Genomic DNA, 24,973 nt, shown 5'->3' on the forward strand with positions numbered 1-24,973 from the left:
GCAGTCTTTTATGGGCAGATTTTCGCGCCGTAAAGGCGAATGGCCGATCACTTGCTCTTGTTGACGAGATTCGGCAGCTCTTTCAGGAACATCGTCCGCGCCTGAGGCCCCTTCGGCGTATCGGAACGTTTCGTATCGATTACCAGGCGGGCAAAGACGATGCTGCGCGCATCCTTGTTCGCCCAGCCGACAAACCAGCCAAGCGAGCGCCAGCCAAGCGGGCCCTTGTCGGCGCTTTCGCCAAGCCTGGTGGTCCCGGTCTTGCCCTGAACCGTCCAGCCACCTGACCGGAAGGTCGGCAAGATCGCTTTGGTCATCGCGTGGGCTTTGGCCGAAACCGGCAGTTCGCCGGCAAGCAGCCGGCGCATGAAATTCACCTGTTCGACCGGCGATATCTCAAGCGAAGAATTCACCCAGGACCGGGTGAGGCCATCATTCTTGCCGGCATTGCCGGCAACATCGGTGTTGCCGTAGTCGAATTTCGAGACATAGCCGGCAAACCGCTCGTTGCCGAGCCGGCGGGTGATTTCCTGCGAAAACCACAGCACCGAGTCTTTTTCCCAGATCGTCGGGTCGACGGTTTTCTGATCCCGCTTTGCCGCCTTGAACTCGGGCTTGTAGTCCCAGGCCGGCGTGTGCTCGTCGCTCAGGATTCCCGCGTCATAGCCGATCAGGGCCAAGGGGACCTTGAAAGTCGAGGCGGGACTGAAGCGCTGGTCGCAGACCCCGTCCCGATACAGCGTTTCACCGCTTGCAGCATCCAGGATCAGCGTGCATTCGACCTCCCCCAGCGGCGCCGATTGTGCGCGGATCGGAAAACCAAGAAGCCATGCCAGAAGGTAGATAACCAAGGCGAAAACGAATGGACGGCGGTCTATCTGGCGCATTGGCAATCTCTCCTGATGGCTATCAGGAGCGGCTTAGCGAGGCGTCTTGTCTCGATTTTGTCTTAAATGCGCAACGTGCGGTTAACCCTAGCAAATCGTAAAGATCCTGCTCTGGTTGCAGAGCTTACGCCCCACCGGCATCGGTTTCCGGATCACTGCGCTTTTTCCCAATCCGCCAGTACCGCCAGGGTGTGAACCAGACATAGCGCTCGGCCAGCACCTCCGGCACCCGGTCGATGCCATGCGTTCCGCCCGGCCCGCAGCGCAGCACGCGGAAAAAACCCAGCCAGCCGCCGGCCCATAGCCCATGGCGGGCGATCGCTTCGTGCGCGTATTCGGAACAGGTCGGCAAATGCCGGCAGGAATTGCCGACAAAGCCGGACAGCGTCAGCTGATAAAAACGCACGAGCGAGGTGCCCAAAATTCGGCCGGGCGTCTTGCGCCAGGGGCCCGGCCAGTTGCGTGTATATCGCGGCCTCTGATGCGTGTGATCCGTCGCCATTTGACGGCTACGCCGCCTGTTCGGCGCGCTTCTTCTCGATCTGGCCGATCGCGTCGACCACCGCATCGAAGGTCAGCATGGTCGAGGCATGGCGCGCCTTGTAGTCCCGCACCGGCTCGAGATATCTGAGATCGGCGAAGCGGCCTTGCGGCGGTGCACCGTTTTCCTTCAGCATCTTCAGCATCGTCTCGCGAACGCTGCGCAACTCATCCGCGCTGGCGCCGACGACATGCTGCGCCATGATCGAGGACGACGCCTGGCCAAGCGCGCAGGCTTTGACGTCATGGGCGAAATCGGTGACGATACCGTCATCCATCTTCAGATCGACGGTCACCGTCGAGCCGCACAGCTTGGAATGCGCGCGCGCGGTTGCATCGGGATGGTCGAGCCGGCCGATCCGCGCGATATTCCCGGCAAATCCCAGAATTTTCGCATTGTAGACGTCGTCGATCATATTTTTCCAATCCGTCGCCGCCGAGCGAACAGCGATTGCCGCAGACGGCCTTCCTTTCGCTCGCAACGATCATATATAATGCTGGTACTCGGGTATGGACAAGGCGACCAACGACCGCGTCCCTGCTCAATTCACTTCACGCCGCTTACGGGCTGGAAACAGGGCACGTTTCTAACACCCGAAAGGTCGTGGTCCGTTCAACTCGTTCCTCCTGAGAGGGGAACTACGGGAGACGCCTTTATGGATGCCGTCATCAAGAAATTCATGCCCCCTTCCGCCTATATGGAAAAGCCGGTCACCGATCGGCCGACCGAAGCCGAAGCCGAGGCCGCGGTGCGCACGCTGTTGCGCTGGACCGGCGACAATCCGGACCGGGAGGGCCTGGTCGATACGCCAAAGCGTGTGGTGAAGGCCTATCGTGAAATGTTCGGCGGCTACGACAAGTGCCCGGCCGAAGAACTCGGCCGCACCTTCGAGGAGGTCGCCGGCTATGACGATCTTGTTCTCGTCAAGGATATAACGTTCCATTCGCATTGCGAGCACCACATGGTGCCGATCATCGGCAAGGCGCATGTCGGCTATCTGCCGGAGGGCAAGGTCGTCGGCCTGTCCAAGATCGCCCGCGTCGTCGATATCTTTGCCCAGCGCCTGCAGACCCAGGAAGCGATGACCGCACAGATCGCCGGCGTCATCCAGGATGTGCTCAATCCGCGCGGCGTCGCCGTCATGCTCGAAGCCGAGCATATGTGCATGGCCATGCGCGGCATCCGCAAGGAAGGCTCGACGACACTGACCTCGACCTTCACCGGCGTCTTCAAGGACACGCCCGAGGAACAGGTCCGTTTCGTCACCATGGTGCGCGGCGGCAGGGGCTGAACGAGCCTCGCCGGCCGCCAGCCATGGTCGCGAGAAAATGAGAACCGGTTCTCGGATCAGATCATGGCCAAACAACAAGACAGAGCCTCGCCCGTTCCGGTCCGATCGTGCTCGGCGAGGCTCTGAACAAGGACCGGCGATGTCGGCAGTGGAATTTCCGAAAGCTCCATCAGACAAGAAAGCACTGGAAGAAAGCACGGTCTTTTCGCCGCGCTTCGATGCCGGCGGCCTGGTCACCGTCGTCGTCACCGATGCCGAAGACGGCATGCTGCTGATGGTCGCGCATATGAACGCCGCGGCGCTGGCGCTGACGCTGGAAACCGGCATCGCCCACTACTGGTCGCGCTCGCGCAGCGCTCTGTGGAAGAAGGGCGAAACATCCGGGAATGTCCAGAAAATCGTCGAGATGCTCACGGATTGTGACCAGGACGCAATATGGCTGCGCGTCAAAGTGATGGGCCACGACGCAACCTGCCACACCGGCCGGCGTTCCTGCTTTTATCGGACGGTGGGACTGATCGACGGCAAGGGGACGCTTGCCAACGATGGCAGCAAGCCGCTGTTCGATACGCAAGAAACGTATCGAAAGCCTCATGAACCATCTGTTTGAACCATTCGCCGAACTGCAATCACGTATATTCATGATTTCGATACGGCCTGCCGATAATTTAGCCGCGGGACAAGGGAGATTGTGATGCTCGAATGGGCGTCATTGCATAACAGACCAGACGTTCGGGAGGCGAATGGCCTGTCATCGTCCGCCGGTGCATCCGAAAAGAGCCCCGCCAGGAAAACAGGCATTTCGCTGGCGCTGGGCGGCGGCTGCGCGCGTGGCTGGGCCCATATCGGCGTGCTGCGCGCGCTCGACGAAGCCGGCATCGAAGTGTCGATGATCGCCGGCACCTCGATCGGCGCGCTGGTCGGCGGCTGCTACCTTGCCGGCAAGCTGGATGAGCTGGAAGAATTCGCCAGAAGCCTGACCAAGCGGCGCATTTTTGGTCTTCTCGATCTCAACCTGCGCGGCAGCGGACTGTTCGGTGGCATGAAGCTCGATGCACGGCTGCGCGAGCACATGGCCGGCATCCGTTTCGAGGATCTGCCAAAACCTTTCGTCTGCGTCACCACGGAGATCCGCACCGGCCATGAAATCTGGCTGTCGGGCGGCTCGCTGATCACCGCCATGCGCGCCTCCTACGCCCTGCCCGGCGTATTCGAACCGGTCAGTTGCAACGGGCGCGTTCTGGTCGACGGTGCGCTGGTCAATCCGGTCCCGGTCTCGGTCTGCCGCGCCTACGAGCAGCCGCTCGTGGTCGCGGTGAACCTTCACTACGATCTGTTCGGCCGCGCCGCCGTCATCAAGCACAGCGCCGGCGAACTGGTCGTCGAGAAGGACGCGCCAAGGCCCGGCCTGATCGACACAGGGCACCAGTACCAGACACGGCTCGGCATCACCGGGGTTATGGTCGAAGCCTTCAACATCATCCAGGATCGCATTTCGCGGGCGCGTCTTGCCGGCGACCCGCCTGATATGTCGCTGCAGCCAAAACTCAGCCATATCGGCCTGACCGAATTCCATCGCGCCGACGAGGCGATCCGCATCGGCTATCAGGTGACGATGGCGCAGATCGACGAGTTGGCCCGCCTGCAGGCGGTTCTCGCCTGAAGCGCGACCCGAACTGAAGGTCCGCGCAAAAACGGAAGCTATCCTCAGGCGCGCGCGGCATCGACGATGCGGAACTGCACCGTGCGGTTGCCGTTCCAGTGATTGCCCGACAGCGAACCGGCGACATGCACCGGCTTGCCCCTGTTCTTGAACAGGAATTCGCCGAGCGCCGTATCGACGGCGCGAAACGCGATCGCCTGGATGCGGCCGCCGCTTTCCGACTGCAACTCGGCGCGGATGTGATTGGTGCCGACCGGCCTCGCATCGGCAAGGCGATGGCGCGGCAGCGCGAAGACCGGTGCGACATGCCCGGCGCCGAACGGGCCGGCTTTCTCCAGTGCATCGAGCAGGCCAAGCGTCGCGCCTTCGGCGGCCAGCGCGCCGTCGATCGCCAGGCTTTCCTCGCCTTGCAGCCGGAACACCTCGGCCGCCGCTCGTTCCTCGAAGAAGGCCCTGAGCGCGCCAAGTTTCGCCCGCTCCACCGTGATGCCGGCCGCCATGCCATGGCCGCCACCCTTGACGATCAGCCCGGCAATGGCCGCTTCGCGCACCAGCCGGCCAAGATCGAAGCCCGACACCGAACGGCCGGACCCGGTGCCGACACCATTGGCGTTGAAGGCGATGGCGAAAGCCGGCCGGCGCGCATGGTCCTTGAGCCGCGAGGCCAGCAGGCCGACGATGCCCGGATGCCAGTTGGAGCTGGCGGTGACGACGATGGCCGGGCCATTGCCGCCGGCAAGCTCGGCATCGGCCTCGACGCGCGCCGCGGCCAGCATTTCCAGTTCCATCTGCTGCCGCTCCTGATTGAGCCGGTCCAGCGTCTCGGCGATGGTGCGGGCCTCGACGGGATCGTCGGTGGCGAGCAGGCGGCTGCCGAGTGCTGCGTCGCCGATGCGCCCACCGGCATTGATGCGCGGGCCGATCAGATAGGCCAGATGAAAGGTGCTGACCGGCTCGCCGATGCGCGAGACCCGCGCCAACGCCGCCAATCCTTCGTTCCTCTGCTGGCGTGCGATCTGCAGTCCCTTGACCACGAAGGCGCGGTTGACGCCGGTCAGCGGCACCACGTCGCAAACGGTGGCCAGCGCAACGAGGTCGAGCAAACCGAGCAGGTCCGGCGGTGCGGCATCGGGCAACCGGCCGCGCAGGATCCTCGCCGTCTGCACCAGCGCCAGGAAGACGACGCCGGCGGCACAAAGATGGCCCTGCCCCGAAAGGTCGTCCTCGCGATTGGGATTGACGACCGCAACCGCTGCCGGCAACGGACCGCCGAGCTGGTGGTGGTCGAGCACCACGACATCGGCGCCGGCAGCGTTCGCCGCGTCGATGGATACGGCGCTGTTGGTACCGCAATCGACGGTGACGATCAGCGTCGCGCCGCGCGAGACGAGTTCGCGCATCGCTTCCGGATTGGGGCCGTACCCTTCGAAGATACGGTCCGGTATGTAGATCTCCGCAGGCACCGAGAAATGCGTGAGGAACCGCTTGAGCAGCGCCGACGAGGCGGCGCCGTCGACATCGTAGTCGCCGAAGATCGCCACCTTTTCCCTGGCAACGACTGCCCCGGCGATGCGGGCGGCGGCCTTGTCCATGTCGGTCAGCGACGCCGGGTCCGGCAAAAGATCGCGGATGGTCGGATCCAGGAACCGCTCGGTCTGCTCGGCGGTCACGCCGCGCCCGGCAAGCACGCGCGCAACGATGTCCGGCACGCCATAGCCTTGCGCTATGGCAAGCGCGGTCATGTCCTGCCGCTCGGTCAACCGGTGCTCCCAGGAAACACCTGATGCCGACTGCCTGACATCGAGGAAGATACGGTTTTCGCCCGTCATGCGACGCGCCGTCTGCGGATTGTCATTTCTCACAATATGCGACGGCCAGCCGAGTCGGGAATCAAAACTTTTCCAGATCCTGGTGCCTGGCCTTGATCTCGCGCACGGTGCGCGACGACGAGCGCAGCACGATCGTATGCGTGGTGATAAAATTGCGGCCGAACTTGACGCCGGCCAGCATGTTGCCGTCGGTCACGCCGGTTGCCGCGAACAGCACGTCGCCGCGCGCCATGTCTTGCGCGCGGTAGACGCGCTTCGGATCGAGGATGCCCATCTTCGCCGCGCGCGCCAGCTTTTGCGGCGTGTCGAGGATCAGCCTTCCCTGCATCTGGCCGCCGGTGCAACGCAACGCTGCCGCCGCCAGCACACCCTCCGGCGCGCCGCCGGTGCCGAGATAGATGTCGATGCCGGTTTCGTCCGGATCGGTGGTATGGATGACGCCGGCGACGTCACCATCGCCGATCAGCCGGATCGCAGCGCCCGTGGCGCGCACCGCCTCGATCAGCGCGCCATGGCGCGGCCGGTCGAGGATGCAGGCGGTGATCTCCGACACCGCCACGCCCTTGGCCCTGGCCAGGCTGGCGATGTTTTCGGCCGGCGCGGCATCGATGTCGATGACGCCGTCCGCATAACCCGGGCCAATGGCGATCTTGTCCATATAGACGTCGGGCGCGAACAGAAGGCTGCCCTTTTCCGCAATGGCGATGACCGCCAGTGCATTGGGCAGGTTCTTGGCGCAGATTGTCGTGCCTTCGAGCGGATCGAGCGCAATATCGACCGCCAGGCCTTTGCCGGAACCGACCTCTTCGCCGATATAGAGCATCGGCGCCTCGTCGCGCTCGCCTTCGCCGATCACCACCGTGCCGTTGATGGCGAGGCGGTTGAGCTCTTCGCGCATCGCGTCGACCGCGACCTGGTCGGCGGCCTTTTCGTCGCCGCGTCCGCGCAATCTGGCTGCCGCAACGGCGGCGCGTTCGGTGACGCGCACCAGTTCCATTGTGAGTATCCGGTCAAGGCCGGCGACGATGTTCTGGGCAACGTTCATCGGTGGACAATCCTCGTTGGCACATTGCCTCCCGCCAGAGGCGCGCCGGTTGTGTCAAAGCTCCATGACAACAGCAAGACCTCTGCGGGTCTTTTTTGAAAACACAACGATATCAATCGATTGAAGGAGAAAAGCGATATGCCTATTCCGCCCGCTCGATGCGGATGACCTGCGGCTTGTCGGTCAGATGATCGTCCCTGGTGATGCCGTCGACGGCCTTGCGGACCGCCGCTTCCGTCGTCTCGTGGGTGACGAGAATCACTGTCTTCTGCAAGGCGGTATCCGGCCCGGCGGCGTGCTGCACGATCGATTCCAGCGAAATGTCGTTGTCGGCCATGCGCTTGGCAATGGCGGCAAAGACGCCGATGCGGTCATGCACGGTCAGCCGGATGAAATAGCCGCCCGCATGGCTGCGCATCTGAGCCTTCTTGTACGGCCGCAATTCCTTCGCCGGCAGGCCGAACACCGGACCGTGCTGGAAGCCGGGCCGGCTCTTGGCGATGTCGGCAATGTCGCCGACCACCGCCGATGCGGTGGCGTTGCCGCCGGCACCCGGACCGGAGAGCAAAAGCTCGCCAAGGATATCGGTTTCGATGGCCACCGCATTGGTGACGCCGTGCACCTGCGCGATGACCGAGGCCGTCGGCACCATGGTCGGGTGCACGCGCTGTTCGATACCGCTTTCCGTGCGCTGGGCGACGCCGAGCAGCTTTATCCGGTAGCCGAGATCGCCGGCCGCGCGGATGTCGGCCTGGCTGATGTTGGAAATGCCTTCCATGTAGATGTCGTTGGCGGCAATCCTCGTGCCGAAGGCAAGGCTGGTCAGGATCGACAGCTTGTGCGCGGTATCGTGGCCCTCGATGTCGAAGGTCGGGTCGGCCTCGGCATAGCCCAGCCGCTGCGCATCCTTCAGGCAGTCGTCGAACGACAGGCCCTCGGCTTCCATGCGGGTCAGGATGTAGTTGCAGGTGCCGTTGAGGATGCCGAAGACGCGGGTCACCGAATTGCCGGCCATCGCCTCGCGCATCGTCTTGATGACCGGAATGCCGCCCGCCACCGCCGCCTCGTAATTGAGCAGTACGCCCTTCTTCTCGGCGGTCTCGGCCAGCGCCACGCCATGTTTGGCGAGCAGCGCCTTGTTGGCGGTGACGACGTGGCGGCCGGCTTCAAGCGCCGCTTTCACGGATGAATGCGACGGCCCTTCGTCGCCGCCGATCAGTTCGACGAAGACATCGATCTCGGCGGTCTGCGCCATTCTTACCGGATCGTCGAACCACTTGGCCGCGCCGAGATCGACGCCGCGGTCGCGTTTGGGATCGCGGGCCGAAACGGCCGACACGACGACCTCGCGGCCGCATTGCCGAGTCAGTTCCGCCGCCTTGTCGCGCAGCACGCGCGCCACCGAAGCGCCGACAGTGCCGAGACCGGCGATTCCAACACGCAACGCTTCAGCCATGTCCGGCGACGCCCCTCAAGAATTTGGTCGATGTGATCTGTGGCAACTCAACGATGCGCGGCGAGCGGCACCACGTTGTTGGGCTGTTTGGCGCTGGACGCCAGGAAGCGCTTGATGTTGCGCGCCGCCTGCCGGATCCGGTGCTCGTTCTCGACCAGCGCGATGCGCACATGATCGTCGCCATGCTCGCCGAAGCCGACGCCCGGCGCCACCGCCACGTCGGCGTGCTCGATCAGAAGCTTGGAGAATTCGAGCGAGCCGAGATGCTTGAACGGCTCCGGGATCGGCGCCCAGGCGAACATCGACGCCGCCGGCGCCGGGACGACCCAGCCGGCGCGGCTGAAGGCGTCGACCATGACGTCGCGGCGCTTGTGGTAGATGTCGCGCACTTCCGCGATATCGGCGCCGTCGCCGTTGAGCGCGTGCGCGGCAGCCACCTGGATCGGCGTGAAGGCGCCGTAGTCGAGATAGGATTTCACCCGCGTCAGCGCCGAGATCAGCCGCTCGTTGCCGACGGCAAAACCCATGCGCCAGCCGGGCATCGAAAAGGTCTTCGACATCGAGGTGAACTCGACCGCCACGTCGATCGCGCCCGGCACCTGCAGCACCGAGGGCGGCGGATTGCCGTCGAAATAGATTTCCGAATAGGCAAGGTCAGACAGGATGATGATGTCGTTCTTCTTGGCGAAGGCCACCACCTCCTTGTAGAAATCGAGCGAGGCGACCTGCGCCGTCGGGTTCGACGGATAATTGAGGATCAACGCCAGCGGCTTCGGGATCGAATGGCGGATGCCGCGCTCCAGCGCCGGAATGAACCCGTCGTCCGGTTCCACCTGCAACGAGCGGATGACGCCGCCAGACATGATGAAGCCGAAAGCGTGGATCGGATAGGTCGGGTTTGGGCACAGGATCACGTCGCCGGGCGCGGTGATCGCCTGCGCCATATTGGCGAAGCCCTCCTTCGAGCCCAGCGTCGCCACCACTTGCGTGTCCGGGTCGAGTTTCACGCCGAAACGGCGGGCATAGTAATTGGCCTGGGCGCGGCGCAGGCCCGGAATGCCGCGCGACGATGAATAGCGATGCGTGCGCGGGTCGCGCACGACCTCGCACAATTTGTCGACGATGGCCTTGGGCGTCGGCAGGTCCGGATTGCCCATGCCAAGGTCGATGATGTCGGCGCCGCGCGATCGGGCACTGGCCTTCAGCCGGTTGACTTGCTCGAAGACGTAGGGCGGAAGCCGGCGGACCTTGTGAAATTCTTCCATGTCGTTTCCAGTGGTGGGTTCAATTCCAGACGGTCAAAGTGGTTTTAGGCAAAGGTGCCTGTCGGTGGTGCTTGTCGGTCGCGCGATATAATCCTATTTGCAGGTAGGGTCGAGGGCGGGATCGCATTTGGCTTCGATCTGCTTCAGCGCATCGGCGCCGTGCTGCTTGGCCAATGTGTTCAGCGCCGCCGGGTTCGCGACCTTGACCGCGCCGCCCTTTGAGCCCTGCGCCTGTGCCTCCGCCTTCAACTGGGCGAGCTTGGCGTTCTTTTCCGCCTCGGTGAATTGCTCCGCCGCCGCCTGCGGCGGGATATTCAGGTTCGGATAGGTGCCGGTGTTCTTCGGCCCGTCGGTAGCCGCGACAGGCGTGGCGCCCTCGATGTTGGTGCTCGAACAGCCGGCGATCGCCAAAAAGACGACCGCCGCGCCTGTGCGGCAAAAACGACCAGTGCCAGAAAAAACAGTCTTGCCAGTATCAGTCGTCATATTGTTTCCCGGGCAGCCAAGATAGAGCACGTTGGACCCTGTTGGATGTGCCATGATACTATGTCAAGAAAACGCTTCGGGAGGAACCCCGCGAACCATGTCCAAAACACCCGATTCGGGCAAAGCGGAAGATGACCGGCCTTCGACCGTCGAGCAATATCTGGTCAAGGATCCGGAGCGCTTCGCCTTGAACATGGCGCGCATGATCGAGCAGGCCGGCAAGGCGGCTTCCGCATGGGCCGAGCCGCGCGAGAAAGGCGACGTGCGCGACCATGTCGCCGAGCCGGTCGTCGATATGGTGAAAACCTTCTCCAAGCTCAGCGAATACTGGCTTTCCGATCCGCAGCGCGCGCTGGAGGCGCAAACGCGGCTGTTCTCCGGCTACATGACCGTCTGGGCCAACTCCATCCAGCGCCTCAGCGACGGCGGCGAAGACGCCGAAGGCGCGTTCAAGCCCGAGCCCGGCGACAAGCGTTTCCAGGACCCGGAATGGGGCCGCAACGCTTTCTTCGATTTCCTCAAGCAGGCCTATCTCGTCACCTCGCGCTGGGCGAACGACCTGGTCGAACACGCCGATGGCCTGGACGAGCACACCCGCCACAAGGCCGGTTTCTACGTCAAGCAGGTGTCCAACGCCATTTCGCCGTCGAATTTCATCCTGACCAACCCGGAACTGTTTCGCGAGACCATCGCCTCGAATGGCGAAAACCTGGTGCGCGGCATGAAGATGCTGGCCGAGGACATCGCCGCCGGCAAGGGCGACCTGAAACTGAGGCAGGCCGACTATTCGTCCTTCGAGATCGGCAAGAACCTGGCCACGACACCCGGCAAGGTGGTGGGCCGCAGCGACGTCGCCGAGATCCTGCAATATGATCCGGCGACCGAGACCGTGCTCAAGCGGCCGCTACTGATCTGCCCGCCATGGATCAACAAATTCTACATTCTCGATCTCAACCCGCAAAAATCCTTCATCCGCTGGGCCGTCGAGCAGGGCCACACCGTCTTCGTCATCTCCTGGATCAACCCGGACGAGCGGCACGGCACCAAGAGCTGGGAGGCCTATATCAGAGAGGGCCTGCAATACGGCCTGGACACGATCGAAAAGGCCACCGGCGAACAGGACGTCAACGCCGTCGGCTATTGCGTCGGCGGCACGTTACTGGCAGCCGCCCTGGCGCTTTTGGCGCAGGAGGGCGACCACCGCATCAAATCGGCCACCTTCTTCACCACGCAGGTCGATTTCACCCATGCCGGCGACCTGAAAGTGTTCGTCGACGAGGAGCAGGTCGCGGCCGTCGAAAAGGCGATGAACGAGAAAGGCTATCTCGACGGCACCAAGATGGCGACCGCCTTCAACATGCTGCGCTCGGGCGACCTGATCTGGCCCTATGTCGTCAACAACTACATGCGCGGCAAGGATCCCCTGCCCTTCGACCTGCTCTACTGGAACGCCGATTCGACCCGCATGGCCGCAGCCAACCATTCCTTCTACCTGCGCAATTGCTATCTCGAGAACAGACTTTCGCAAGGCGAGATGGAACTGGCGGGCCGCGTCGTCTCGCTGAAGGATGTCACCATCCCGGTCTACAACCTCGCCTCCAAGGAAGACCATATCGCGCCGGCGCTTTCGGTGTTCCTCGGTTCGAAATATTTCGGCGGCGAGGTCGACTACGTCCTGGCCGGCTCCGGCCACATCGCCGGCGTCGTCAATCCGCCGGCTGCGCAGAAATATCACTACTGGACCGGCGGCAAGCCAACCGGCGACTTCAACGAGTGGCTCGCCAAGGCCACCAACCATCCCGGCTCCTGGTGGTCGCACTGGCAACGCTGGATCGAGGCCAGGGACGACACCCGCGTGCCGGCCCGCAAACCCGGCAAGCACATGAAAACCCTGGGCGATGCGCCAGGCACCTATGTCAAGGTGCGTGTGTAACCTTCTGTAATGTGTGGTGAGTTGACGCGCCGGTAAAAGAGGGCGAAATGGTGTCGTCAACCCTTAAGCACTCCCGATTCTTCTCTAGCCGTCGAATTACTCTGGGGCTTGCGGATTTGACACAGGTCTCGTTTCCGTTCGGGGACAAGGGTTTATTGCGGCGAGACGTTTCGGTGCCGCCAATGAAGTACCGACCGGACATCGAGGGGGAATTTTGTTTTGAAATCAGCAGGATCGCGCCTCGCGAAGGGAGAAAGCCGCGCCATTGCGGCCGCGCTTTTCTCCGTGCTCCTGGCGTCCTGCACCTCGGCCGGCGACCCATCCCTGTCCGTCGGCATGCCCGGCTACAATGCCTCGGCACCGGACACGGCCTCCGGCAGCCAACAGGTCACCACCGATTCATCGTCGCAGATGACGACTTCACAAATGACGATGACCGCCAAGGGCGACGCAAGCCTTCCCGAGCAGGTCGCTCATGTGCCAGCGGCCAAGCCAGGAGCGCAGGCCCTCCAGGGAGGCACCAAATCGGATGCCGGCTTCCCCGTCCCGGCCAAAGCGGGCGCAGAGGCGGCTGCAGGCCAGACGCCGCAGCCACAGGCGGCGCAGACGGTTGAACAGGCCGACGCTGCTGCGCAGAAGACTGAAACCGCCGATGCCGGCACGGCCGCGCCGAAGTCCGCCGCGCCGGCGATGAACAACCCGGTCTATGTGACTGCCGCTGAGCCGCAGGCCTATGCGCCGAAGAAGAAGGGCTTCCTCGCCTCTTTGTTCAGCGCCACGCCGGCCTCGGCAGCACCTGCCCCGCAGGCCAGCAACAGGTCGGGCGAGCAGCCGCCGGCGGCGCAGCCCAAGGCCGCTCAGCCCAAGGCGGCGGCAAAACCCGTCATCACCCTGGCCTCGGCCAAATCGGCCGAAAAGCCGGTGCAACTGGCTTCGCTCGGCGATACCAGCCGTTTCACCGACGATGCGCTGCCTGGCGTGCGCAAGACCGCGCTTTTCGAGATCAAGCGCAAATCCGGACTCGACGACGACAGCGACGTCGATCTGAATGAGGATGAAGGCGGCGCCTATCAGGTGGCATACGCTCCCGGTCTTGCCCGGCTGGCACCCAACGGTCTTTTGAAGCAGACCGAGAATGTCGACGTTGCCTGCCTGAAACCTTCGCTGGTCCGTGTGCTGAAGACGATCGAGGGCCACTACGGCAAGAAGATGATCGTCACCTCCGGCTATCGTGATCCGGCCCGCAATCGCCGCGCCAACGGCGCCAAGAATTCGCTGCACATGTATTGCGCCGCCGCCGACATCCAGGTTCCAGGCGTCTCGAAAGCGCAACTGGCAAGCTACATCCGCAGCATGCCCGGGCGCGGCGGCGTCGGCACGTACTGCCATACCGAATCCGTTCACATCGACGTCGGTCCCGAGCGCGACTGGAACTGGCGCTGCCGTCGGCGGCGGTAACGGCTGATTCTCCTCTCGTCCATGCAACGCCCGCAGTGCTGTCTCAGCACGGCACGCGATGCTGCGTCGAACCGGGGGAAATCGCCGAAAATGCGCGGTTTTGCGATCACCGAAAAAAGTTGTCGCAGGTAGCGGCAGACGGGTTGCCGGTTTGGTGCAACGCAACTATAAGCGCTCACATCTGAGCGCGCCCATCGTCTAGCGGTCAGGACACCGCCCTTTCACGGCGGTAACAGGGGTTCGATTCCCCTTGGGCGTACCAGAAAAATCAAGCACTTAGCTGAAAACTCCGCCCCGCTGTCCAATATTTGGCCAATTTCCTTCTGGCCTTTGTCGAGTCCAGCGATTCCTGTCACACTCCTCTCGTCACCACCGGAGGGGAAAAATGATCGACTGGGATCACATCCGAAAATTTCGGTACACGAAAGATGCGCCACCGGCGGAGTGGCCCGAGGGAATACGCGGGATCAGTCAGGAAGGTCTCGCGCTCTTAGGGTTAAACCCGAAGACCAACACACTTCACTGGGATGGACAGAAGCTTGCGATTGAAAAGCGTCTTGCCAATTTCGAGCGAGGGATGGCGCTGATGGTTACGATCGCCACAGTTGTTCTCGCCTGCATTGAGGCTGGGCGCGCCGCCGGCTGGATTGCACTCTGACAGAGGGGGGCAGTGCTGTGAAAGTGATGCTAGACACAAACGTTTTCAACCACTTGGTCGAAGGTTCGATCAATCCTGCCTCAATCCCCGGAGATTGGGCGACGGTAGTCACACACCTTCAGAACGACGAGATCGAAAGAACTGCAGATCCTTCGAAGCGCAAAGCTCTGCAAGCTATGGTAACAGAGGTGGCGACAGTAAAGGTCGCGACTGAAACGGCAGTCTGGGGTACTTCTCGATGGGGAGAGGCGAAGTGGACTGGCCCAGATTCACAGTTCAAGAAGTTGAAGACGCAACTGGACGCCGAGAAGAAGCGCCCGAGCAACACGATTGATGCACTGATCGCTGACACGTGCATCCAGAACAATTATTTACTCGTCACAAATGACCAGACGCTGACAAAAGTGGCCTCAGCGAACGGCTGCGCTGTACGCGACCTTCGCACCAAACCGTAGCTCAAGCCCCTCCCCGCTTTCTTGCATTTCTGTTCCTTCGTGCGACTATCGGCGGGTCCACGCGACTTGGGAGGGGGCTTTATGCGGCTGATCAGATCGCTGGTGAACGGGGCTGGCAATGGCTGCGGCTGCAACTGGCGAAGGCCAAACGGCGATAAGCCCGCCACCGTGAGCCAGCCGTCGCAACGTAGCCGAGGATGAAATGCGCAAACTCCTAAGCAGTTTCCCACCATTTTCCGATCCGAAAGGGTTCTTTTGGTGTGGCGCCATCTGCTTCGGTCTCGTGGCCGGCAGTCTTTTCTGGGTTGGTTCGCCGTTGTCACTCACGTTTGGGGCGATCGCCGTGGCGAGCATAGCACTGGCCATCCTGTTCAGCGTCACGGGCAGGACATAAAAAGAACCCGCCAGCGTGAGGCAGCGGGCTAAACGGGTTGGAAGTCGTCAGTGGCGCTCTGCCGGTGCGTCGAGAAATTCGAGGAATATGCGCTCGCCGTTTCGCTCGGCCTTTCCTGGATGGGTGTAGCAGCCTCGCACGATGGCGGCGGCGATCTCCAGCATGTCCGATCGGCTTCCGACAAGCTTGGTCACCACGGCGTTTTCAGGGCTGCCGTCATAGGATCGCTGCGAGACGAACAAAGTCAGCCTGAGATTGTCGCCCATGAACATGAGCGGCGCGGCCCCAGTGACGAAGACATCAGAGCAGACACATGGTTCGACGATCGGTGCGGTGCTCATATTCCCCGTGCCCTCTCCATCTCATTTTGCTGCAACCCCGTTCTGACAAAATCCCTGATCGATTGGCGATCTTCGCCTCGGGCGCACATCTCTTTGACAGCGGAAATGATCGCTATGAATTCTATCCTCCAGTTGGTTCGCCTCTTCCGGCGGCAGCAACAGCAGCTTTGCATCGAGACTGGCTCTGCCCGTAGATGGGATCGGGCCAGCGACAGACGGCGCTGCGGTCGCGTCGATGAGCGTTGAAGCGGCAGCCAAGGCCGCCGCCGCGGCAGCAGCGGTTGAGGTAACCACGAGGCCAAGCAGAAGGCGGCGGCGGTTGATTGCGGGCATGCCTTCGGCGGCTGCCCGAACATGGGTGTTCGGCATCGGATCTTCTCCAATTCGGTTTCATGTGAGGTCTAGCGGCTTCCGCCAGAACGGGAATTCTGATATCAGAGTTTTTATGGCAAAGCAAGAAACCGTGGTATCAAAGAAACGGCGGGGACCAGCCCCAACGGGAAAAGGCGTGCCGATCATGGTCCGCCTTCAACCGGACATGCTCGCGGGCGTCGATCAATTTGTTGCCGAGCATGATGTTTCGCGACCTGAAGCCGTCCGATTGATCATTCGTGATTGGTTGATCAGACACCAGGTACTGAAGGCTGAGTGAAAACCCGGCCGACTTTCCGTGCTGCCCTCGAATCCGCCGGCGTCGAGTTCATTCCCGAAAATGGTGGCGAAGCTGGAGTGAGGCTACGGAAATGAAGATGGTCGTGAGCGCAGCACTCATCGCGTCCGCGCTCGGAGTTGCGCCCTTCCTTTATGGCGGACGCTATCAGACGGTAGCCGCTCGGAGAAAGCGCATTCACCCATAGTTTTTAAGCACGGTGCAGCCGATAACAGAACAAGACTTCACGGAGCCTGTGAAGCGGTCGACGACGTAGGCGAACCACGCCCTTGCGGGGGCGAAGCTTTGCGCAAGGAATACTAGCATTATGTTTCTACAAACGTATGTTATGCCCGTTGCTATATGGGAAGTCCGTGGCCCTGACAGTGTGAACGTCATTGGAACCGTGGGCACCGCTTTTCTGATTAACGACCAAGGCTGGATTTTGACCGCTCGGCACGTGGCCGATCAAGCGCTCCAACGCGTCAACAGTATAAAAGGAATGCATGCTGGAGTTGTTGGAAAAGCTGACAACGGCACGGCAGCCACAAGCGTACTTGCGGAATTTCTTCAAATCGAAAACGCCCCGCCTCCGTTCGATGTTGCCATCGCCAGGACGGCTTATTTCGCTCCAACCAAGATACGGTTGCAAAGCTTTGATATTGAGGTCTGGCAGGACGTTGCATCTATTGGCTATCCAGTTTCAGCACACGGCGGCACGCCTAGCGGATTTCGGCTCAACTTGAGAGCTCTAAGAGGTTATGTACAGCGCAAAACTTTGCCTCAAGACATGCGCATCGGGAGCCATCCAAATGGCTACGAATTGAGTTTCAACATAAGCCCGGGGATGAGTGGGGCGCCTGTGTTCCAACATCAAGGCGAAACGGATTTGCTGCTTGGAGTTGCGGTAAGTTCATTCCGAGGTGAAACTACCGAGTCAGAGATTTCAGAAGTCGCTGAAAACGGTCAAAAGTACACGGAGCGGCGATTAAGGATAGAGGAGTTTGGTTTTGCACACGACATCCGAGGATTGCTCGACTGGAAGCCGGGCATCGCCGGAGGTGCGACCAGCCTCCTCGATTTAAGCCGAGCCCCCATCACGGCCGAGCGGATCTAGACTAGGCAGACCGCCAACGATTTCATAGCCTCGCCAAAGGCGTCTGCCTGCTCGAAATCCCGGCGTGCCTCATCCAGCGTTGTCAAATCTTCCTCCGACAGCCGGCCGGTGGCAGCGAGGTGCGCTATCCGGCTTCCTCGTCATAGGCGCCGGTGTTGTGATCGACGCGATATTGATCAGCGAGCGCCTTGGTGTCCTCGGCCTTGGCGATGAGCGCCTGCGCCGCCGCCAGGCCGGCAGGCCGGCAGGGAGCGGGTCAGGACGGGCTTGGGCCGTGTCTACCTTGCCGGCGACGATCGCCTCCCCACGGGCCTTCTGGCCTCGTAGTAGCTGAGAAGCTCAGGAAGCTCGGGGGTGAACACGGAGTTTTTAGCTACGTCGCCGGCAACTCGAGAAATAGGCCCTGTCGCGTTCGGTGAAAGCCGGATGTCTTCTCCATGGACAATGGCGTCGATGCCTTCATTCAGCGCAATGCCGGCTTCCTGTGTGGTCTTCAGCGTCGAGAGCCGCGTTTCTGCCTCCGTCCTCGCCCGTGCGCTTTGGATGGCATCGCCATTAATTCATGGCAGATTGTGAATCTCCAACCTACCGGCCCTCCCCTGTCGCAACTTGTGCAGAAAACCGCACACTCCCCATCCAGCCACGTCGGAATCCAGGTCGAACAACTGCCGGTGAAGGCTGGCGGACTTCCCGCTATTTCCATTCAAACTTGTCGGTCGGCTCAAGGCTGGATTGAAACGTTTGGCGAAGCGCCGCCAGAGCCGCCGTCTTCCCATTCAGGTAGGCATCGAAGAACGACACTGCTGCGTCTTGTACAACGCGCGTGTAACGGGTCTCCTCCTCGGGGCCGTGGGCGTGTGGCCCGTGCTTCAGGCCGGAAAACGCATTGTGGCCAGCACCGTCGAGAACGAGCAGATATTGATGAGGGATCGTCAGCGCTTCGTAAGGAAGGGTCCGCTGTATCGGATCGAATTCCTTGTTGCCGGGCACCGCATTGCCATCTTTCGTGCCCGTGATGTGAAACAGCGGGATATCGATATCGCGGTAAAGGGCGGCCAAGTCGCCGCCCTGGATGGGTATGTTCGGGCTCATGACCAGGCCAGCGCGAATTGTTGGCTCCTTGAACGACCACTGCCCGCCCGGACCCATTCTCTGCCCTGCTGCAACCATCGTCGAGACGCCTCCATAAGAGTGCCCGGCCATGCCGATGCGTGTCAAATCCAGGCGGCCGGCGAGCCGCCCCTCGCCGTTCATCCGCGCAAGCTCGCGCAGGGCAAAGGGCACGTCCTGAAATCGCGCGCGCGCAGCATTGGCGTCCCACATGGCTTCACGAAGAATGCGGTAGACTTCCGCAAGAGAGTTTGCCTGTTGCCAGATCGAACTGTCCGTCCCGGTATGCTGCAGGTGCACCGCCACGGAGCCGCTTTGCGCCAGGCGCCGCCCGAGGTAAGGCATCGCCTCGCGCGATCCGCCAATGCCATGCGACACAAGGATCACCGGGTAAGCGCCAGAGAGCGGAGCCGGGGCATAAAGCCGGTATGGCACCGAACGGCTGCGCGATTCGTCGCGAAAGGCGCCATCAATGGTAGTATATCCCGAAGGTGAATCGTCCACGCTTTCGTTCATCCGCCAGTCTCATAAGAGTGTATGCTCGAGAGCCTCTCTTGTTCGGCCGGTTCCTTGACCCGCTGGGCCGAAAGCATTAAGGCAATTACAGGTGGAATCCACATCCAAGACATCTATTGTCCGCTAGGTTCGTGCTATGGTGGTGTTTGAAACTAGCGCTCACTATTACCGCTTCTTTGCCAACGAGTCTCGTCGTGGCGGCTCCCCCCTCTATGAAAAGCTGTCGCTTGGGATTGCGGACAATGTCGCGCTGCAGCGCCTGGCGGCAGGGCGCAGGAAGGGTCAGCCGGCGGCGAACCTGGTCTTCGGCGCGGTACAGTATCTCCTGCTCGGCGGCGTCGACCATCCTCTCAAGGATTATTATCCGAGTCTGGGCGGAACGCGGCCGGCCGACGATCGCGCATTCGAACTTTTCGCCGCTTTTTGCGGTGCCCACGAAGCCGAACTCGTCGACATCATCGCGAAGCGCGCCACCAACACCAACGAGGCTGGCCGCAGCGCGCTGCTGCTGCCCGCATTCGATCTGGTTGCGCGCGAAGCCGCCGCTCCCCTTGGCCTCGTCGAGATCGGATCCAGCGCCGGCCTGAACCTGAACTTCGACAGCTATGGATATCGGTATACGGACGGGACAGGCGCTCCGAAGCTGGAGCGGTGGACCGATGCGGATTTCGTCCTTTCCTGCATCCTTGAAGGGCCTGGCGTGCCTGTATTGGGGGCGTTCCCGCCCCCCGTTTCATCAAGGATCGGCCTCGAACTTTATCCGACCGATGTTCGGGATGAAAATGAACGCCGGTGGCTCAAGGCGCTTGTCTGGCCCGAGCGCATCGACCGGCTCACAAAATTGGATGGCGCCTTGAAGGTCGCCGCCGCGCATCCGCCCCGGATCAGAGGCGGCGACGCCGTGCTGAACCTGGCCTCTGCGCTGGCGGAGATTCCGCCTTATCAAGCCCGGTGCGTGTATCACACGATCATGGGCTATCAGCTTTCCGGCGATCAACACCGACGCATAAACGATATCCTGTTGGAGGCGAGCAAGACGGCGCCGGTCTGGCGCGTCACCGTCGAAGGCGAGGTCGCACACTCCAACCCCACTGAGACGTTCAATCCTCTCAAGGTCAGCAGATACTTCAATGGCGAGCGCAGGGTCAAAACGCTCGCGATCTGCGATCCGCATGGGCTATCGATGGAGTGGAAAGGTTAGCAGGTCGACGGTTTACCCGGCCATTCCTGTCCTTGACCAGATGCAAAACGCGATGCGCTTTACTCTAAGGTGTCCACATCATCGGCGATGGACAAACGGTCGCGCGGCAGGGGCACACGCAACTGGTTGCGATTGGACAAGGCCTTGGCAAAGTCCGGTTTGAGCGTCAGCGCCTCGTCGAAGCTGGCGAGTGCTTCATCAATGCGCCCCAACGCCCGCAACGTCACCCCCCGATTGTTCATTGCCTGCACGAAATCGGGTTTCACCCCGATGGCTTTCTCGTAGCATGCGAGAGCCTCGTCATACCGTTTCAGGCCGCGCAAGGCATGCCCCCTGTTGTTGTAAGCGGCTGCGGCTTTCGGATTGATCTCACTGGCGCGAGCCAGGTAGGTGTCCGCTGCCTGATACCGACCGGCCTGAAGACATAGAACGCCCAACAGATAATTAGCGTCGTAATGCCGGGGATTTGCTGCCAGTACCTGCAGATAAATCCTCTGGGCATCCAAAAATTGCTTGCTCCGATGGCATTGCAGCGCACGCGCAAATTGCTCCTCAATACGCCTAGCCGCCACAAGCTCGTCCAGAAGCCGGCGCGCCTCCAGATTGCTCGGTTCAGTTTCGAGCACCTGCCTGCAACCGCGCTCGGCCAGATGGAACTTCCCCTCCTGACGCAGCTTTCGCACCGACGAAATCACCGAGGGAAGGCTTCTTCGATCCAGCCTGTTCCCGCGGCTGTTGGTGGAGTCGATCCGGACACCCTCTACAAGCCGCTCCTTCGATCCGAAGGTGTACTTGTACGAAAAATCTCCAGTGCCAAGGTCGTAAGTCCTGAGGCCGTTTTGAATTGCCCAACGGATGCTGTAGGCGTGAAGCACCAAGCCGGGTGGAGGCTTCCGAATTGCGAGATTGCGGCTGACGAGGAAACAGACGAGTGAACGCTTCGACCTGTCGATAAACGTAATGTGTACTCCTAATGGAGTATCGCCTTTCCACAATACGGGCGCGAACAGCACACCCGCCTTGTGGCACTCAAGTAACATATGGCGGCAGTTGGCAATAACACCCTGAGCATAGACGCGGCTTTTGGCCTCCCACTGCGCAAGCCAAAGTTGATAGAAAACCTCCAGGTCGCTTTGGATTGTCTCGAAGTCCGCCAAACTTATCCGGTATTCTCCGCTATTTTCGACCTGGCGAAGAAAATGACGGACGTCACGACGGGTTTTCGGGCCAAGGTTGCCGTCCAGGAATTCATCCCAATCGACTGGCAAATCGACATACATATAGATGTCATGATTTATGTTCTCGCCTGTTCGGGTGGTATGGCGACGTCGTTCAATCTTTTCTTTCACAAAATCGTTGTCGGAAAAGCTTCCAAGCAGCATTTGACGGCGCTTGGCCGATATCGAAATGTCGTCGCAGTGTAACGTTGTCCAATTCAGCGCCTGCAGGCGACCGGCGAACAACGAAATGACTTGCTCTTCGAATTCGGGAACGCAGATGAAGCCCGTATAGGTGGCAAAATACGAGCCGGCCATCCTTATGCTGCTATAAAACCCCGTCTGCTCATCGAGCCCGGTGACGAGTTGCAAAGGGAAGAAGGCGACATACTCGTTCGACCCGGTAGACCGCGCGGCCAAAATCACCCAATTTGGGCGTCGCAGCCAATTCGACATCCATGGCCACGACAGGAAGAAGTTCGCCTCCGGATCGGAGTCATATATCCGGTCCCAATTCTCTCTCAGCGGCTCCAACGCTTCGAATTTGTCGACCATATCGATTTGCATGCGCTGACCATCACTGAAGTGCCTTATCGAGCGTTGCGGTTATCTTTGCCGCTTTCTCTGACGCCTGAGACTGTGCGTCAAAACATGTCCCACCAGTTCTTCATACTTGATCCCATGCAGGGCGGCCGAACGATAGACCGCCGAGGCCGGCGCCATATTGCAGGCGATGTTCACTTCGATGAAAACGGTCCGCCGCGTGTCGGGATCATAACGGAAGTCGAAGCGGGCATAGTCGAATGGCGACATCTCGGCCACCATTCGTGCGGTCGCCTCCGAAACCTCTTCAGCTCCCGGTCCGTCGTAAGGAGCGGACTTGTAGGAACTGTTGAGGCCTCGCTTTGCTTCATTGGTCAGAACATTGTCGCCAGGGCGGCCGCTCTCCTCGAAAACCGCCAATGAACCCGGGGGGAAGCCCTCGACGATTGGAACCGTCAGATTGAGGCCCGGCACAAACTCCTCTGCAATGAATTCACGGCCGCCGTGACGCGGATCCGAGATGGTTGTCAGTGCATCCCGCCAATCCGCTTCATTCTCGACCTTTACAATTGCGTCGGAAGCGATACCCCCTCGCGGCTTGACAATCCACGAACCAGGCAGGCTGAACTTGTCATTGCTGACCTCACCGGGCTGCATGATCCTGTGCTTGGCGACGTCGAGCCCCAGCGAAGCAGCCAGTTGCTTGGCCAATATCTTGTCTTCCGAGACCGCCCGGCTTGACGCCGATGCGCCGAGACACGGGACGCCACGATAGGCCGCGATTGCCGGCGCCAGGAGCTCGTGACCATCGAATATCGCATGCGAGTGAATGGCATAGAGGAAATCGAAGTCGAGAGGCCCGAACAGCACCTCGTGCTCGCTCGCCGGCGTGACCCTGAAACCCAGCCCGCGCAGCGTTTCGAGCATGATGGCATGGTAGACGACGTGGTAGCCGTACTTGGCCCTGCGCTCCGGGCTGGAGTCGAGGGCATGACGCGCCAAAAACAGCACATGGGTTTGCGCCAGCTCTTCCGGCGATGGGGTCAACAGGTATTCCAACGTCGGCATTTATGAGCCTGATGTGTTCAAAACGCTTTCCCATGCTTGCATCATGGCTTGAGCCGGTCAAGCAGAACCACGGGCAATATTTTGGATGGCGTTGAAGGTCGAAATGGTACAGATCCAGACTGGGATGCTGGCCGCACTGCCCGGTGAGGAAACGCAGAAGCAGTTCGGGGCTCCCGGCTGTCCTTTGACGGGAGTCAAAGCCCCGGCTCGAATGTAGAAGCCTGCTTGCTTCCGAGAAAATTCTCCAAGGCCTGGATAGCGTCTATCGTATGCTGGGCATTGTCTATGCGAGCCCACCTATTTTTCTCTGCATTGGTCCTGATGGCTCCTCGGTACGCATAAAAAGGAAGAGAAGATTCATCCAGTTTTTCTCTATACTGCAAGGATGCGATGTTTTTCAACGAGAGCATAATAGCGTCAAGGTATCGCCCTGCCCTCACCTCATCCCCTGTCCGCTGCGCCATCTCGAATGCATAAGCCAGCCCCTCGGTATAAACTCCGTCCGAGGACGCGTGCGGAAGGCCGTACTGAGGGGTTGCTGGATTGAAGAATCGTCCAATCCTGTACGACCGGTCCTGAAGTTCAAGCAATTTGTCGTTCAGAGTAAACACCGCCTCGGCGAATTTATCGGCTTTCGTCAAGTCATATAGATGCCGATAAGCGATGGTGTGCCAAGGCACGTATGCCGGGTAATAATTATCTGCGATATTGCGGACATATTCATCTAAATAGAATTCTGCACTGCGCGACGCTTCGTCGAAATAACGGGTTAATCCAGTCCGGAAATAATATTCCAGCAAAGCTACCAGTGCTTCCCCTGAGTAAAATGTTAAGAGGTATTTTGCGTCGAAGGAATAATTCGGCTCCTTTAGCCAAGGGCGAAAAGACCCGTCTGCATTCTGGAGCCCAAGGATGCCCTCCGCGGCTGCCCTGACCTTTGACTGGAACTGTCCAAAATGAGGGCTTGCCGCGAATGTGCGAAGCAGCATCGCATTCGCCCCGAGTTTTGACTTGCCATCATATTCAATATAACCAATGCCACGCTCTTCCCTATACCATGTATTCATGATGAACGATAAATTGCGGCGATGAACAGGGCGAAGCGAGAGATTTCCTACGCTCATTTCCGCCAACGTGCGCGATGACATAAGCTGTCTTAGTTCATTGTTTTTTTCAGATTTCTCGCCCGTATACGGATTGATACTGTAGGTAAACAGGCCCTTTTTTCCAATATTGCGGATTATCCAGGCTTCCGCCAAGTCTCGGATCCTTGCCATCTCCTCCGGCAGCGACACGTCCGTCCGTCGTTCGGGAGACCGTTCGGCCCGATGAAAGTTCCTCTTTGGCATGAGGCGTTTGGAGGTTTGAATCCGTTGGGCGGACATGGTTTCGCCGAGATTGATCGAGTGTTGGGCTGCTCTTCAACCGTCGACTGTAATGGCAGGGTCTATGCGGTGGCAACGGCCTCGGCTGTAGGGCCGGGCTCCAAATGAGCGTAGAGAGCCGTGAAGATCCTGGTTTGTCGCTGCAATTGAAGGGCCGGTCTGCGACGAAGCGCGGCGCGGAGGAGTGAAGATAGCCTCGCGGCCGATAAGTCAGCCTCGCGCCGGCCTCCAGTTGAGTATCCCAAACGGAAGGTGAGCGCCTTTAGACGCTCACCTTCGCGATTATCGAGCGAACATCTGGTGGGGTCGTTAGCCGCCGCTGCCGCCGCCACCGCCGCTGCCGCCGCTACCACCGCCGCCGCCGCTGCCGCCACTGCCGCCGCTGCCGCCACTGCCGCCACTGCCGCCATCGCCGCCGCTGCCGCCGCCGCCGCCGCTGCCGCCATCGCCGCCGCCGCCATCGCC

24 protein-coding genes, 1 tRNA gene and 1 pseudogene are annotated in these 24,973 nt (G+C 60.8%); 12 read left to right on the forward strand and 14 right to left on the reverse strand.

Annotated elements, in window-relative coordinates:
• Positions 1 to 47 precede the first annotated feature (47 nt).
• From blaOXA to AC0L2V_RS15500, 3 genes are all read right to left on the reverse strand, one after another.
• On the reverse strand, positions 48 to 887 hold the full coding sequence (gene blaOXA, locus AC0L2V_RS15490) for a class D beta-lactamase (protein WP_473520533.1): 840 nt from the start codon (positions 885 to 887) through the stop codon (positions 48 to 50).
• Positions 888 to 1,011: 124 nt separating this feature from the next.
• Positions 1,012 to 1,389 (reverse strand): membrane protein insertion efficiency factor YidD, encoded by a 378-nt coding sequence (gene yidD / locus AC0L2V_RS15495; RefSeq protein WP_023801045.1) that lies wholly within the window; start codon positions 1,387 to 1,389, stop codon positions 1,012 to 1,014.
• 7 nt (positions 1,390 to 1,396) lie between these two features.
• Entirely contained in the window at positions 1,397 to 1,843 is a 447-nt protein-coding gene (locus AC0L2V_RS15500; protein ID WP_023801044.1) for an iron-sulfur cluster assembly scaffold protein, read from the reverse strand.
• A 240-nt stretch (positions 1,844 to 2,083) separates the two neighbouring features.
• Between AC0L2V_RS15500 and folE the strand changes: the two genes are divergently transcribed.
• The 3 genes from folE to AC0L2V_RS15515 all read left to right on the forward strand — a co-directional run bounded on the left by folE (position 2,084) and on the right by AC0L2V_RS15515 (position 4,382).
• A complete protein-coding gene (folE, locus tag AC0L2V_RS15505) occupies positions 2,084 to 2,719 on the forward strand; it encodes a GTP cyclohydrolase I FolE (protein ID WP_473520534.1) in 636 nt (211 codons plus the stop codon).
• 139 nt (positions 2,720 to 2,858) lie between these two features.
• Positions 2,859 to 3,329, forward strand: a complete 471-nt coding sequence (gene hisI / locus AC0L2V_RS15510; protein WP_473520535.1) for a phosphoribosyl-AMP cyclohydrolase — start codon at positions 2,859 to 2,861, stop codon at positions 3,327 to 3,329.
• Positions 3,330 to 3,413: 84 nt separating this feature from the next.
• Entirely contained in the window at positions 3,414 to 4,382 is a 969-nt protein-coding gene (locus AC0L2V_RS15515) for a patatin family protein (RefSeq protein WP_023801041.1), read from the forward strand.
• Between the two features lie 44 nt (positions 4,383 to 4,426).
• Here AC0L2V_RS15515 and recJ read toward each other — a convergent pair whose 3' ends face one another.
• The 5 genes from recJ to AC0L2V_RS15540 form a co-directional block, all read right to left on the reverse strand.
• The gene (recJ, locus tag AC0L2V_RS15520) at positions 4,427 to 6,211 is read right to left on the reverse strand and encodes a single-stranded-DNA-specific exonuclease RecJ (protein WP_023801040.1); all 1,785 of its coding nucleotides are present in this window, start codon (positions 6,209 to 6,211) and stop codon (positions 4,427 to 4,429) included.
• 61 nt (positions 6,212 to 6,272) lie between these two features.
• Positions 6,273 to 7,256, reverse strand: a complete 984-nt coding sequence (gene glpX, locus AC0L2V_RS15525) for a class II fructose-bisphosphatase (RefSeq protein WP_473520536.1) — start codon at positions 7,254 to 7,256, stop codon at positions 6,273 to 6,275.
• 142 nt (positions 7,257 to 7,398) lie between these two features.
• Positions 7,399 to 8,712: a homoserine dehydrogenase gene (locus tag AC0L2V_RS15530; protein WP_419693501.1), complete on the reverse strand. Its 1,314-nt coding sequence runs from the start codon at positions 8,710 to 8,712 to the stop codon at positions 7,399 to 7,401.
• Positions 8,713 to 8,759: 47 nt separating this feature from the next.
• Complete coding sequence (locus AC0L2V_RS15535) at positions 8,760 to 9,977, reverse strand: LL-diaminopimelate aminotransferase (protein WP_077383891.1); 1,218 nt, start codon at positions 9,975 to 9,977, stop codon at positions 8,760 to 8,762.
• A gap of 93 nt (positions 9,978 to 10,070) precedes the next feature.
• Positions 10,071 to 10,388 (reverse strand): hypothetical protein, encoded by a 318-nt coding sequence (locus AC0L2V_RS15540; RefSeq protein ID WP_306454973.1) that lies wholly within the window; start codon positions 10,386 to 10,388, stop codon positions 10,071 to 10,073.
• Positions 10,389 to 10,560: 172 nt separating this feature from the next.
• Here AC0L2V_RS15540 and AC0L2V_RS15545 point away from each other — a divergent pair, with 172 nt between their 5' ends.
• From AC0L2V_RS15545 to AC0L2V_RS15565, 5 genes are all read left to right on the forward strand, one after another.
• On the forward strand, positions 10,561 to 12,396 hold the full coding sequence (locus AC0L2V_RS15545) for a PHA/PHB synthase family protein (RefSeq protein WP_473520537.1): 1,836 nt from the start codon (positions 10,561 to 10,563) through the stop codon (positions 12,394 to 12,396).
• A gap of 336 nt (positions 12,397 to 12,732) precedes the next feature.
• Positions 12,733 to 13,854, forward strand: coding sequence for a YcbK family protein (locus AC0L2V_RS15550; protein ID WP_473520549.1), 1,122 nt, complete (start codon positions 12,733 to 12,735; stop codon positions 13,852 to 13,854).
• Between the two features lie 187 nt (positions 13,855 to 14,041).
• Positions 14,042 to 14,116: transfer RNA gene (locus AC0L2V_RS15555), tRNA-Glu, on the forward strand.
• Positions 14,117 to 14,239: 123 nt separating this feature from the next.
• A complete protein-coding gene (locus AC0L2V_RS15560) occupies positions 14,240 to 14,512 on the forward strand; it encodes a hypothetical protein (protein ID WP_473520538.1) in 273 nt (90 codons plus the stop codon).
• A 17-nt stretch (positions 14,513 to 14,529) separates the two neighbouring features.
• Positions 14,530 to 14,967 (forward strand): type II toxin-antitoxin system VapC family toxin, encoded by a 438-nt coding sequence (locus AC0L2V_RS15565; RefSeq protein ID WP_473520539.1) that lies wholly within the window; start codon positions 14,530 to 14,532, stop codon positions 14,965 to 14,967.
• A 441-nt stretch (positions 14,968 to 15,408) separates the two neighbouring features.
• Here the strand turns inward: AC0L2V_RS15565 and AC0L2V_RS15570 are convergent, their stop codons facing one another.
• Both AC0L2V_RS15570 and AC0L2V_RS15575 read right to left on the reverse strand, forming a co-directional pair.
• A complete protein-coding gene (locus AC0L2V_RS15570) occupies positions 15,409 to 15,702 on the reverse strand; it encodes a hypothetical protein (RefSeq protein ID WP_473520540.1) in 294 nt (97 codons plus the stop codon).
• Between the two features lie 21 nt (positions 15,703 to 15,723).
• Positions 15,724 to 16,071, reverse strand: a complete 348-nt coding sequence (locus AC0L2V_RS15575) for a hypothetical protein (RefSeq protein WP_139172663.1) — start codon at positions 16,069 to 16,071, stop codon at positions 15,724 to 15,726.
• Between the two features lie 76 nt (positions 16,072 to 16,147).
• Between AC0L2V_RS15575 and AC0L2V_RS15580 the strand changes: the two genes are divergently transcribed.
• The 3 genes and pseudogenes from AC0L2V_RS15580 to AC0L2V_RS15590 all read left to right on the forward strand — a co-directional run bounded on the left by AC0L2V_RS15580 (position 16,148) and on the right by AC0L2V_RS15590 (position 17,468).
• On the forward strand, positions 16,148 to 16,354 hold the full coding sequence (locus tag AC0L2V_RS15580) for a ribbon-helix-helix domain-containing protein (RefSeq protein WP_236374471.1): 207 nt from the start codon (positions 16,148 to 16,150) through the stop codon (positions 16,352 to 16,354).
• Between the two features lie 17 nt (positions 16,355 to 16,371).
• Positions 16,372 to 16,449, forward strand: a pseudogene (locus AC0L2V_RS15585) (transcriptional regulator); the annotation flags it as partial.
• A 290-nt stretch (positions 16,450 to 16,739) separates the two neighbouring features.
• Complete coding sequence (locus tag AC0L2V_RS15590; RefSeq protein WP_473520541.1) at positions 16,740 to 17,468, forward strand: S1 family peptidase; 729 nt, start codon at positions 16,740 to 16,742, stop codon at positions 17,466 to 17,468.
• Between the two features lie 693 nt (positions 17,469 to 18,161).
• Here AC0L2V_RS15590 and AC0L2V_RS15595 read toward each other — a convergent pair.
• Positions 18,162 to 19,094 (reverse strand): alpha/beta hydrolase family protein, encoded by a 933-nt coding sequence (locus AC0L2V_RS15595; protein WP_473520542.1) that lies wholly within the window; start codon positions 19,092 to 19,094, stop codon positions 18,162 to 18,164.
• 136 nt (positions 19,095 to 19,230) lie between these two features.
• On the opposite strand from AC0L2V_RS15595, the gene AC0L2V_RS15600 reads away from it, so the two are divergent.
• Positions 19,231 to 20,295, forward strand: coding sequence for a DUF2332 domain-containing protein (locus tag AC0L2V_RS15600; RefSeq protein ID WP_473520543.1), 1,065 nt, complete (start codon positions 19,231 to 19,233; stop codon positions 20,293 to 20,295).
• A 59-nt stretch (positions 20,296 to 20,354) separates the two neighbouring features.
• On the opposite strand, the gene AC0L2V_RS15605 is transcribed toward AC0L2V_RS15600, so the two are convergent.
• The 3 genes from AC0L2V_RS15605 to AC0L2V_RS15615 form a co-directional block, all read right to left on the reverse strand.
• A complete protein-coding gene (locus AC0L2V_RS15605; RefSeq protein WP_473520544.1) occupies positions 20,355 to 22,067 on the reverse strand; it encodes a GNAT family N-acetyltransferase in 1,713 nt (570 codons plus the stop codon).
• 51 nt (positions 22,068 to 22,118) lie between these two features.
• Complete coding sequence (locus tag AC0L2V_RS15610) at positions 22,119 to 23,123, reverse strand: D-alanine--D-alanine ligase family protein (RefSeq protein WP_287328685.1); 1,005 nt, start codon at positions 23,121 to 23,123, stop codon at positions 22,119 to 22,121.
• Positions 23,124 to 23,317: 194 nt separating this feature from the next.
• A complete protein-coding gene (locus tag AC0L2V_RS15615) occupies positions 23,318 to 24,382 on the reverse strand; it encodes a glycoside hydrolase family 88 protein (protein ID WP_473520545.1) in 1,065 nt (354 codons plus the stop codon).
• Positions 24,383 to 24,973: the final 591 nt, after the last annotated feature.

This window comes from Mesorhizobium sp. WSM4814 (genome assembly GCF_055811595.1).